The organism is Alphaproteobacteria bacterium, assembly GCA_040905865.1.
Classification (GTDB): domain Bacteria; phylum Pseudomonadota; class Alphaproteobacteria; order UBA8366.
Map to the genome: position 1 here is coordinate 1 of JBBDQU010000074.1, position 11,440 is coordinate 11,440.

General features: G+C 58.6%; 10 protein-coding genes. 5 read left to right on the forward strand and 5 right to left on the reverse strand.

The window, feature by feature from the left end; translation table 11 throughout:
* From WD767_16595 to WD767_16605, 3 genes are all read right to left on the reverse strand, one after another.
* On the reverse strand, positions 1-489 hold a 489-nt coding region (locus WD767_16595; GenBank protein MEX2617710.1), incomplete at its 3' end, for a transketolase.
* Between the two features lie 279 nt (positions 490-768).
* Entirely contained in the window at positions 769-1,947 is a 1,179-nt protein-coding gene (locus tag WD767_16600; protein ID MEX2617711.1) for an iron-containing alcohol dehydrogenase, read from the reverse strand.
* 200 nt (positions 1,948-2,147) lie between these two features.
* Positions 2,148-3,002: a class I SAM-dependent methyltransferase gene (locus tag WD767_16605; GenBank protein ID MEX2617712.1), complete on the reverse strand. Its 855-nt coding sequence runs from the start codon at positions 3,000-3,002 to the stop codon at positions 2,148-2,150.
* A 410-nt stretch (positions 3,003-3,412) separates the two neighbouring features.
* Here WD767_16605 and WD767_16610 point away from each other — a divergent pair, with 410 nt between their 5' ends.
* Positions 3,413-4,255, forward strand: a complete 843-nt coding sequence (locus tag WD767_16610) for a class I SAM-dependent methyltransferase (protein ID MEX2617713.1) — start codon at positions 3,413-3,415, stop codon at positions 4,253-4,255.
* A gap of 102 nt (positions 4,256-4,357) precedes the next feature.
* On the opposite strand, the gene WD767_16615 is transcribed toward WD767_16610, so the two are convergent.
* On the reverse strand, positions 4,358-5,140 hold the full coding sequence (locus WD767_16615) for an SDR family oxidoreductase (protein MEX2617714.1): 783 nt from the start codon (positions 5,138-5,140) through the stop codon (positions 4,358-4,360).
* A 142-nt stretch (positions 5,141-5,282) separates the two neighbouring features.
* Between WD767_16615 and WD767_16620 the strand changes: the two genes are divergently transcribed.
* The 3 genes from WD767_16620 to WD767_16630 all read left to right on the forward strand — a co-directional run bounded on the left by WD767_16620 (position 5,283) and on the right by WD767_16630 (position 7,794).
* Positions 5,283-6,155, forward strand: a complete 873-nt coding sequence (locus tag WD767_16620; GenBank protein ID MEX2617715.1) for a TauD/TfdA family dioxygenase — start codon at positions 5,283-5,285, stop codon at positions 6,153-6,155.
* Positions 6,156-6,161: 6 nt separating this feature from the next.
* Entirely contained in the window at positions 6,162-7,055 is an 894-nt protein-coding gene (locus tag WD767_16625; protein MEX2617716.1) for a TauD/TfdA family dioxygenase, read from the forward strand.
* A gap of 304 nt (positions 7,056-7,359) precedes the next feature.
* A complete protein-coding gene (locus WD767_16630) occupies positions 7,360-7,794 on the forward strand; it encodes a CBS domain-containing protein (protein MEX2617717.1) in 435 nt (144 codons plus the stop codon).
* A gap of 67 nt (positions 7,795-7,861) precedes the next feature.
* On the opposite strand, the gene WD767_16635 is transcribed toward WD767_16630, so the two are convergent.
* A complete protein-coding gene (locus WD767_16635) occupies positions 7,862-9,388 on the reverse strand; it encodes a DUF2264 domain-containing protein (GenBank protein ID MEX2617718.1) in 1,527 nt (508 codons plus the stop codon).
* Between the two features lie 237 nt (positions 9,389-9,625).
* Between WD767_16635 and WD767_16640 the strand changes: the two genes are divergently transcribed.
* Positions 9,626-11,425: an ABC transporter ATP-binding protein gene (locus WD767_16640; protein MEX2617719.1), complete on the forward strand. Its 1,800-nt coding sequence runs from the start codon at positions 9,626-9,628 to the stop codon at positions 11,423-11,425.
* Positions 11,426-11,440: the final 15 nt, after the last annotated feature.

Genomic DNA, 11,440 nt, shown 5'->3' on the forward strand with positions numbered 1-11,440 from the left:
GAAGACATAGGTATAATGATCGACGGCGTCGTCGCCGAAGCGGACATTCAGCATCCGTTCGGCAAGCGCCATGCCGACGGCGTTGGCGATACCCTGGCCGAGCGGCCCGGTGGTGGTTTCGATGCCCGGGGCATGGCCGTATTCCGGGTGGCCCGCGGTTCGCGCCCCCATCTGCCGGAAATTCTTCAGCTCCTCGATCGTCATGTTCGGATAGCCGGTCAGATACAGCAGCGCATACAGCAGCATCGAACCGTGGCCGTTCGACAGCACGAAACGGTCGCGGTCCGGCCATTCCGGACGGCTCGCGTCGAACTTCAGAAACCGCGAAAACAGCACCGTCGCCACGTCCGCCATCCCCATCGGCATGCCGGGATGGCCCGAATTCGCCTTTTGAACCGCATCCATGGCAAGAAAGCGGATCGCATTGGCCATTTCATCGTGGCTTACCTGCGATAGTGCCGTTGCCGTCCCCGATTGCGCCGCCGTCATTCAAACTCTCCTTACACCGTCTCGCCCGCTCCCGGTTTGGGAAGCTCAGAACGGCCCGCGCGCGGGCAGGCCGCAAAACCGAATGTCTCCCAGGAATAATTCAAGACTTACAATACTTTACAGAAGGTTCTTGATAAAGAACCGGAAAAAGAAACACGGCCTTCCCGAGCCCTCGCACCCTCCCTTTCGGCGAGGCTATTTCTACCCGCAATGACGGGCCCGATCAACGATTCCAAGCCCCGGCGCCCCGGCTTTTTGCAAACCCGGCGGCGGGAAAAATTACCAAGCCATTTCAAGGATTTCGATCAGGTCATCGACCCCCTTGATCGGCCGCGGGTTGGCCTTGACGGTACCGGTATGCAGGCTGTGCTCGGCGATGTCGTGAAAATCCGCCTTATCGATTCCCACGGCGCGCAACCGGTACGGCAAATTGAGCGCCTTGATCAACCCCTCGATCACGTCGCCGGCGGCGTCGCCAGGGCGCCCCATCGCGGCGCTGATCCGGGCCTGGGCATCGACCGTCACGGCGGCGTTGTAGCGCATCACGCTCGGCAGCACGACACACGACGTCTCGCCGTGGGGAATGCCGTAACCGCCGCCCAAGGTATGGCCGAAGCCGTGGCTGGCGCCGAAGTTGACGCCGGTCAGCGAGCGCGAGCTGCGGGCCAGCCAGATCGCCTGCTGGCAGCTGTTGCGGGCCTCGAGATCGTTCGGATCGGCTTTGCTTTTCGGCAGGTTCTCGGCCAGCAGGCGGGCCGCGATCAACGCCATTTCCGTACACATGGGATCGGGCTTTTTCGTACAGATGACCTCGACGGCATGGTCCAAAGCCTTGATGCCGGTCGCGAGCCAAAGGCGCGGCGGCGTCAGCGCAGCGAGCGACGGATCGTACACCACGGCAATGGGCATCAAGAGCGGATGGCCGTAGCCCTCCTTCACGTTGCGCGCGGGATCGGTGCAGCCGATGTTCTGGCCGATATCGCCGCCGGACAACGTGGACGGCACCGCGATCATGCGGGCCTTGGGCGGCGTCTTTTTCGGGCTGTGGCGGCGGCCCTGCTCGTCGACCGTATCGCGCAACGGGTCCATGTCCGCCATCGTCTTGACGCCGTTGGCGAGGCAAAGACCGACCATCTTGGCGGTATCGACCACGGCGCCGCCGCCGACGGCGATGAAAAGATCGCATTCGCCGGCCGCGCGCACGATCTCCAGGGCTTCCATCACGTTGTCGCGTGGCGTGTGGGACTTGCATCGGTCGAAGAGCCCCAAGAAGCGGTTTCCGAGTGCTTTTTTCAGGGACTCGATCTTGTCGGTTTCGCGGTTCAAGGTGCCGCTGCACATCACGAAGACGCTGTTCGCGCCCAAGCGCTCGACCTCCGCCATGACCGCCTCGACGAACGGCGTGGCGAAGTAAATCCGCTCCATTTTGTTGATTTTATAAACTCTCGGCTCGACCATCCGCCGCCTCCCCCTCGTTTAGCGCGTATTGTTTTTAATGCCGCGATACTAGATCGGATCATGATTTATCGAAAGCACCATTCGGTTCCGATAAATCATGATCCGATCGACATCAATAATTTAGAAATTTAGAGCAGATTCACATGGTTGTCGGATCGCCGAGTGCCCCGGTCTCCGGCGACGGCTCGCGCTCGGCGGAATCACCGCATTTTTCTACACAGGAATATGTCCTCGACGGTCTTGAGGCCGCACCGCGCCACCACGTTACGATCGAGCCGGCGTTGCGGCCGCTCGACGCTGACCGAAAATCTCGCGGCGGCGAGCCTGTCCTTGAAATCGCGGCCGTAGACCCGGACATGGTCGGGCTGACCGAAAAGCCGCCGCCTGAGGTTGGGATTCGTGATCGTCGGATCCTCGAATGTGACGTCCCGTTCGATCGGCACCTGAAGCACGGCCCAGCCGCCGGGACGCAATACGCGATGCAATTCCCGGATAGCCTGTTGATCGTCGGGGATGTGTTCCAACACGTGTATGCAACAGAGTCCATCGAACGTCTGCGAACGAAAGGGCATGCCGGTAATGTCGGCCCGCATCATGGCGCTTTGGCGGATATCCATGGAGACGTATGACTCTTGAGCACATTCCTGAAAAACATTCGCCACGGGCGGCTCCGGCGCCACATGTAAGATCCGCTTCGTCTTCCGCAGCAAGTCGTGCCGATTGCGCAAGAATATCGACACGAGGCGGTGGCGTTCGAGGGAGCCGCAAACCGGACAAAGCGCCTCCGGTCGCATCCGTTCGCCGAACGCGCCAAAACCGCGGACATGACTGTCGCAACACGGGCAATATCGCCGTGTCCCCGCATGGGCCGCGCGCGCAGCCCAAACGCGCAGTTTCCAGCGGTACTGTGGAGGGACTATCGATTTAACGATTCGTTTGGTCGTATTTGTTCGTATCAAAACCACACAACTTGTTATGGCGGGTTGTTTGAAATTGCGCGGAGTCGTCGCCTTGCGGCGTTTACGGAAAAACGCGCCGCTGCTCCACACATTCATGGCCGCTAACTGATGGGCCGTGACCTGAACGGCCGCAAATATAAGAGACCGTAACCTAAACGGCCCAAAGCCCGATCTGTTCGTCTATAGGGTATGACGAACGATCGGGTGTATTATTCCTTAGCCCGTCGAAAAAGAAAGCATACTATTATATGCGTCCCGTATGTGAATCCCGGTGCCGAGCCCGGCCGCCGCACATTGAATATCGCCTTAAATATCGCCCTAGATTTCGATCGTGTCGCCGCTGTCCAACGCCACCCGACGTAGGTTGGTTTTAGCGCTCCGGACAATCTCGGGCCGGCGCGGGCTGTGGAACTCCGACGCCAGTGGCCGCGTTGTTTTTAGGGGTGTTTTAGGGTATCCTAAAGGTATTATTAGGGGGGTATGAGGGGTAACCTTAGGAGGCGGACATGCTACCTGAGAGGAACGAACTGGAATGGACCAGTACCCCAACTACCGAAGTGCCGGCGCTGCCGACATGGAAGAACAATGCTCTCTATCGTTTCCTGCGGCGCTCGAAATTTCTTCGGCGCGTGAAGATCCTCGCCAATTCCCACATCCAGGGCGTGAAGCTGCGCCGCGAGGTGGAGCGTGGTTTCCGGCTGGTCCCCGAAAAGGAATTGGAGGATTGCTACAGGGCGGCCTTCCAGCGCCTGCGCGAGGAGGACCCTCACGAGCCGCGTGGCGACTACCTCGAATTCGGCGTGTGCCACGGTGCCTCCATGGCATGCATGCACCGCGTTATCCGGGAGCTTCGCCTATCCGGTATCCGCTTGATTGGTTTCGATTCCTTCGAGGGGCTTCCCCCGGAAGCGGATCAGCCGGGCCAAGGCACGTGGCGTCCGGGTGAATACAGGTCGTCCGTTAGCTTCACGCGTAATTTCCTCACCAAAGCAGGAATCGACTGGACACGCACCGCCCTAGTCAAGGGATGGTTCCGTGACACGCTCACAGCGGAGACGCGAGCCCGATACGGCATTACGAGGGCAAGCGTGATCATGATTGACTGCGACATCTACTCGTCCGCTCGCGAGGCGCTGGAGTTCTGTGAATCCTTGATCCGGGACCGTGCGGTGATCCTGTTCGACGATTGGCATTCGGGCAATCTGGCGGCCCGAGGCATGGGCGAAAAGCGCGCCTTCGATGAGTTCTTGGCCGACCATCCAGACCTGACGGTCACGCCGCTCCCCAGCTACGCCAAGAATGCCGAGGTGTTTCTGGTTCAGCAGGCCCACCTCCGCGAGGCGGCGTAACCGGGAAAGGCATGGCAGGACGTTTTAGCTGGATGTAAACCCAGCCTTGCGCGAACGCCGGGCCCGGGCCGATGCGAATTGAATATCGTCCTAAATAGCGCCCTAAATATCTATCGTGTCGCCGCCGTCGACGAAGAAGGTCTGGCCGGTGATCCAGGAGCCGGCGTCCGATGCCAACAGCACCGCCATGCCGGCGATGTCCTCGGGCTCGCCGATCCGGCGCAACGGGATTTTCGCGAGACGCTTGTTCAAGGCGTCCGGATTTTCCCACAGCACCCTCGAGAAATGGGTTTTGACCAAGCCGGGCGCGATCGCGTTGACGCGGATGTTGTCGGGTCCGTGCTCGACGGCCAGGTTGCGCACCAACTGGCTGAGCGCCGCCTTGGTGAGCGAATACCCGGTCGTGTTGTTGCCCTTCTTCACCGCAACCGACGACATCATGATGATCGCGCCGTCGCGCCGCGCGGTCATCTCGGGCACCACCAGGCGGCAGAGATGCAGATTGGCGCGCACGTTGGCCCGCATGAACAGATCGAATTTATCGTCGGGCATCTCGATCGCCGGGCCGAAATACGGGCTGATGGCGGCGTTGCCGACCAGGATGTCGACGCGCCCCCAGGCTTCGCGGGTTTTCGCGATCAGGGCATCCAGGTCCGCCGACTCGACGATATTGCACGGCACCGCCATCGCATCGCCGCCCCGGGCCTTGACGTCGAGCTCGCGAATTTTTGCCGCCGCCTCCTCGCAGGCATCGGGCTTGCGGCTCGACACCACGACCCGGGCGCCGCGCTCGGCCAAAGCCCGGGCGATGGCGAAACCGATACCGCGGCTCGAACCGGTGATGACGGCGACTTTTTGGCTAAGATCGAACGGATCGGAAGACATTTTTGATAATTCTCGATAGTTGCACGATTTTTAGGGGTCTTTTGCATGCCCGCGGATTTGCGCTAGACTATAGAAAATCAAAACCTTTCCGACTACATACCTTTTAACCCTTAACTCTTTGCCGGGAATCACCGTTCACGCCATGACGGCCACCAAGATCGAAATCATCCCCCTGAGCGAGCCTATCGGCGCCGAAATCCGCGGCCTGGACGTCAAGAAAATGGACGCGGGGTCCTACAGGATCGTGCGCCGGGCCTGGCTCGATTATGGCGGGATCCTGCTGTTTCGCGACCAGGAGATGGACTGCCCCGCACTCCTCGCATTCAGCGAATGGTTCGGCGACATCGACATGCCGCGCAAAACCCGCGTCGACAACGATCCCTGGATTCCCCAATTCCCGCAGTTCATCCTCGTGACCAACCTCAAGGGCGAAAGCGGCCAACCACTCGGCGCGCTCGGCAACGGCGAAGCCTTCTGGCACGCCGACATGACTTACCTGGACGAGGTGCCGCGCGCGAGCATCCTGTATTCCGTCGAAGTGCCGCCGGAAGGCGGCGACACGGGTTTTCTCAATATTTACGAAGCGATCCGAACCATGCCCCCGGCGTTGCGTAAAAAAATCGAGGGCCGCGTGCAACTGCACGATCATGTCCACAACTCGACCGGCGCCCTCACGCCGAATTGGGACGAGCAGCAAGAGCCGCGCGAAACGCCCGGCGCGCGCCATCCGATGATCATCAAGCATCCGGAAACCGGGCGCGAGGCGCTGATGATCGGGCGCCGCCCGTACGCCTACATCCACGGCTACGACTTGGAGGAAAGCGAGCAAATCCTCAACGACGTCTGGGCCCACGCCACGCAGGAGAAATTCACCTGGCATCACGCATGGCGGCCCGGCGACATCGTAATCTGGGATAACTTCTGCGCCATGCACCACCGCAACCCGTTCGACGACGCCAAGCGGCGCGTAATGTTACGCACGCAAATCAAGGGAGAGCGGCCGCGCGCCGCCTGAAACGCCATGGAATCAGCCATCGAGAAATCGGAGATCAAGACCGCCGGCCTTCAAGTCATCCCCACCGGAGCCGCGCTCGGCGCCGAAGTCATCGTCGACGACCTGCGCTCGATCGATGCCGGGGCCTTCAAGCAAATCGAGGCCGCGTGGTTCAAGCATTCGGTTCTGCTGTTTCGCAATCAGACCCTGAGCGACGACGACCTTCAGGACTTCGCCAAACGGTTCGGCGAACTCGAGTTGCCGGCCCGTTCGCGCATCGGCCAGCCGTGGATTCCCGAGTCGCCCTACCTGACCTGCATCTCGAACGTCAAAACCGACACCGGCAAGCCGACCGGCTCCCTCGGCGACGGCGAAGCGGTCTGGCACGCCGATCTGACGTTTCTCGAACAACCGCCGACGGGCTGTTTCCTCTACGGCATCGAAATCCCCGACCATGGCGGCGACACCGGTTTTTGCAGCCTGTACCGGGCGTACGACACGTTGCCGGCGAACCTGAAGAAGAGAATCGAAGGCCGCACGCTCATTCACGATCACACCCGCAACAGCGCCGGCTTTCTCCGCCCGAACCAGCCCGAAAACCTCGACAACCCGGAAGACAACCCGGGCGCGCGCCATCCGATCATTTGCACCCATCCCAAGTCGGGGCGCAAACTGCTGTTCCTCGGCCGCCGTCCGCACGCCTTCATCATCGGCATGTCCCTCGAGGAAAGCGACGAGGTGCTCGATGCCCTGTGGGACCACACGACGCAAAAGCAGAACACCTGGCATCATTCCTGGCGGCGCGGCGATCTCATTCTGTGGGACAATACGTGCGTGCTGCACCGGCGCGATTCGTTCGACCCGAACGCGCGCCGCGTCCTGCACCGGACTCAAATCAAGGGCTCCCGTCCCCGCGCCTAAAGCAGGTTCACATGATTTAGGCACCTCACCTTGCAAAACGGTTCCGCCCGGGCCTGCCTACTAGTAGATAGGCCCGGGGTCGCGTTCCGGCCCAAAAGCCGGCCCTGACGGATTGCTTCGTCTCGCGGTACGGTCTGTGATATCCTTTCGGGAAAGCGCCAAGACTTGGGGGAGGACACGGCCATGCCGAAACGACTCCCATGGTCCCGTTCCTCCTCTAATCGATCGACACGCAACCGGTTGCCCCGTTTGCAACGCAGCACGCCGGTTGTCCCATCAGGGTATTGGTTTGCAGGAGGGACTCATGCGCGTATCGAACATTCTCAGCCTGAAAGGCCGCGACGTCTTCACGGTCGTTCCGGACACGACCGTCGCCAAGGTCGTGAAAACGCTGCAGCAAAAACGGATCGGCGCGATTCTGGTCGTGGACGCCGGCAAGATCGCGGGCATCGTGTCCGAACGCGACGTCACGCGGGGGCTCGCCGACCACGGCGCCGAGGTTCTGGACATGCCGGTTTCCGCTCTGATGACGCGCGCGGTCACGACATGCTCGCCCGACTCCACCATCGATCATATCATGCACATGATGACGGAAAGCCGCGTCCGCCATCTACCGGTGGTCGAGCGCGACCGTCTCGTCGGCTTCATTTCCATCGGCGACGTGGTGAAAAACCGGCTTCAGGAACTCGAGGCCGAGGAAAATCAACTGCGCGAATACGTGACCGGCAGCAGCTATTGAGACGCACCAGGCGATCCGACGGTGAAAACGGGAATATAGTCCCCCGACACCGACGCGGATTTACGCCCTATACACAAAAAGGTTTGTCGGAACAGTAATAGCGTCGTCCGTATTTGGCTTCGTCGTTCCGTGGCCCAAGCCATTTGCCTTCCGCGATCCGGCGCAAGGTCTGACGTCTCCGTACCGGCTCCAATTCGGGAGCATCATCAATCGGATTGTTGAGCACCTCTACGACAATCCGCCGTTTGCTCTTATATCCCCGCACGCGCCACTGGGCGCCGTCGAGCATCAGTTCGTAATCACCCGATTCGACCGGCAACCGCTCCGCCGACTGTCGCCAAAATGAATTCTCCGGCGGTTGGTAGAATGACGCCACGAGCGAACGCAGAGACCAAAGACTGCTGGCGGGTCCGGAATACGGATCGAGGAGACGCGGATCGGCGTCCCAATACCCTTGCGTGATCCCGCCATGACGGAGCGCCCCATGACGGATAAAATAACGCCAAACCGTGTCGAGCGCGCGGCGCGCTTCCCCCGCAGAGACGATATCCGAATGACGTTCGCACCCGAATACGAGCGGCGCCGGTGCCGCCATTCGGTAACAGAGGCTTCGTCCCATAATGGGGATGCCCTCGGGTCCTATCAGGAACTTGTAACCCGATAGGAACTTTCGCAGGCTGTCTCGGATAAATTCAGGATCCCAATCCGGATCGATTTTGTCGATCCAGTCGAGAGCGTAATGAAAGCCCCAGGCGTTATAAAAATCGACCCTGCCGTTCGGCCCGTCCTTGAACCAACCGTCCCCGAGGTGGAACTCTTTGATGCGCTCATAATGAGCTTTAGCGCTTGAAATGCGGCCCGGATAGCCCAACGTGGCCAACACGCGATCGATTAAGACGAAAAAAAGATGCCAGTTATTATCGAGGCCCGGACACGAGTCCACGAGAGCGAGCCACGATACCACCTGATCGCGGCGGTCGGGGGGCAAGGAATTCCAAACGGTATCGCGGAAAAGCCATAAGGCAAGCGCAATGTCGGCAGCTTCGACAATCCGTTGATTACTCTTCCCGGGCATGTCTCCCCAATAGGAACGCGACCTGGGATCGGTTCCGGCAAGAAGGCCGCGCTCGAACTCTTTGGGAAGAGATATGCTTTTGTTACCCGGCAGGGTTAATTGCGGGTCTCGACCGGAGGCGCACCACGCTCCGAATAGCGGCATGATTCGGGAAAAGCCTTCGAGCTCATCCATTTTTCGACCGCTCCAACTCGGCAGGCCCGGATAAGCAGCACCTGCGCCGGAAGTGCAACGGTACGCCGTCCAGCCGAGCGCAAAGTACCGGAAAAGGTCTTGGTATACTTTTGCATCCGGATGATCCATTGCCGAGAAGTTAGCAAGAAGCGCTTCACCATGACGGGAAAAGCGCAATGGCCGCAAAACCGTTGGAGATCGCAGACAAAGCAGCCAGAGAAGCCTGCTCCGATCCAGAACTTGATTTCGCGCATTTTCCGCCAGCACGTGCAGGGCCCTCCGATTTGGCTGCTTAAAGGCTAAAGCATTCTTTTCATGCATGCAATTCGGCGTCAGATGATTCAATCTTGACACAACCTGATCACACGAAAGCCTTCAAGGCTTCGTTACGATTCAAAAATTAAATGAACAGGCAAAATAAAAGGAGGTCAGCGAGAAAAATAATATGGCATACACCGAAAACCGGTTTAGCCATCTGCAAGAGTCTCTTCTTGTTCGACGCTTGCCGAAAATTCCAAATGCTTCTCTTCCATTGTTCCTAAAAACACGTATCAAGCCGTTATCCAAGAAACGGTCCGGCTGATGCTCGTCTCACTCAAGAAACTCGTCGCTCTTCTAACACGGCACAACCGGCGCACGATCGTGATCTTGTTCGGTTTGATGATCGCGGGCTCGTTGCTTGAGGTGGTTGGCATTGCGGCTATCCCCATCTTCGTGAGCACGATTGTCGACCCTTCGGCGCTAAATAAGTTTCCGGCTTTGCAAGAATTCCTCGCCACATACCAAATGACCGACAAACGAGAATTGGTTTTATGGGGCGCTCTCATTCTGATCGTCGTGTTCGGTATTAAGAACGGCTTTCTTGTTTTCAGTTTCTACTGGCAGATGGTGTTCGTTAAAAATCGACGCATCGAACTTTCACGATCCCTCACCCACGCTTATATGGGAGCGCCGTATACATTCCATCTCACGCACAACACTTCCGAAATCATGAGCAATATCGACCGTGAGGTCACGTTGATCGCCAATCAGGTAATCACGCCGATTCTCGAGATTGCCACACGTTTTCTGATGCTTCTTGGGATTTTAGTTTTCCTGTTCGCGGTTGAACCCTTAATCACTCTTTTTTGGCTGCTGGCTTTCAGTTTGATCGGTGTGCTCGGCATTGTCGCCCTAAGTACAAAGTTGAAGCTTTTCGGCCTCGAGGAACAGCAGAACCGGCGGCGGTTCGTCAAAGCACTCTATCAAGGGTTCGGAATTATCAAGGAGGCACGAATCCTGAATCGCGAATCGTTTTTTTCCAAACAAATCGTGGAAACCGTAAGCCGGATGGCGAAGACGTTGGCGTTCAAGCAATTTGCGACAAAGGCGGTTCCCCCGGTCACCGAATTCGCCGCATTGACCAGTTTGCTGTGTCTCGTGGTGGGTCTGATTCTTCTCGGCCGATCGACCGAGTCGATTCTCATCACGTTATCGCTGTTTATCGTCGGCCTGATCAGAATGCGCGAAACCATCAGCGCCGCCATGGCTCACTTTGCCACATTGCGCTACTCGATCGTCTCGATCGATCCCGTCTACAACGACCTCAAATATTTGGAGTCACGCAGCAAAACCTCGCATTTAGAGTCGGCGGCCACTCCCCAGCCGTATCACATGCATCAACAGATCGAATTGCGCGACGTTTCCTATCGTTATGACGGCGCACCGCACGACGCTCTCAAGGATATTAATCTCGTTATCCCGGCAGGTTCCGCGGTCGGTTTTGTGGGCAGCACCGGAGCCGGCAAGTCGACTATCGTGGACACGATCCTGGGATTGCTCGATCCGGTAAAAGGGGGCGTGTTCGTCGATGGGAGAGACATCCGCGAGCGTGGGATCGATTCGTGGCAGGCGACGATAGGCTATGTGCCCCAGTCCATCTATCTCCTCGACGATACGATCCGTCGTAATATTGCGCTCGGCATTTCCGATGACGAAATAGACGAACGTGCGGTGTGGAATGCGCTAAAAGCGGCACAGCTCGAGAATTTCGTGAATCATCACCCCGCGGGCTTGGATTCCGTAGTCGGCGAACAAGGTGTCAGATTATCGGGCGGAGAACGCCAACGCATCGGGATTGCGCGCGCCCTCTATCACGATCCGGACGTGCTCATCCTCGATGAAGCGACCTCTTCACTCGACGCGGCCACGGAACGCAGCATCGCCGCCTCGGTCGAGGAACTCAAGGGGCGCCGTACCATCATCATGATCGCGCACCGTCTTTCGACGGTGAGAAAGTGCGACATGTTGTACTTCCTTAAGGACGGCAAAATCGAGGCACACGGAGATTACGACGAACTCCAAGTTCGTCATCCAGATTTCAAAGTCATGGCAACGATATAAATCACGTTGAGTTTG

Excerpts from the sequence above, each read along its gene's own strand:
- WD767_16600 (MEX2617711.1), bottom strand. The coding sequence starts at position 1,947 with ATGGTCGAGCCGAGAGTTTATAAAATCAACAAAATGGAGCGGATTTAC.
- WD767_16605 (MEX2617712.1), bottom strand. The coding sequence starts at position 3,002 with ATGAATGTGTGGAGCAGCGGCGCGTTTTTCCGTAAACGCCGCAAGGCG.
- WD767_16610 (MEX2617713.1), top strand. The coding sequence starts at position 3,413 with ATGCTACCTGAGAGGAACGAACTGGAATGGACCAGTACCCCAACTACC.
- WD767_16615 (MEX2617714.1), bottom strand. The coding sequence starts at position 5,140 with ATGTCTTCCGATCCGTTCGATCTTAGCCAAAAAGTCGCCGTCATCACC.
- WD767_16620 (MEX2617715.1), top strand. The coding sequence starts at position 5,283 with ATGACGGCCACCAAGATCGAAATCATCCCCCTGAGCGAGCCTATCGGC.
- WD767_16625 (MEX2617716.1), top strand. The coding sequence starts at position 6,162 with ATGGAATCAGCCATCGAGAAATCGGAGATCAAGACCGCCGGCCTTCAA.
- WD767_16630 (MEX2617717.1), top strand. The coding sequence starts at position 7,360 with ATGCGCGTATCGAACATTCTCAGCCTGAAAGGCCGCGACGTCTTCACG.
- WD767_16640 (MEX2617719.1), top strand. The coding sequence starts at position 9,626 with ATGCTCGTCTCACTCAAGAAACTCGTCGCTCTTCTAACACGGCACAAC.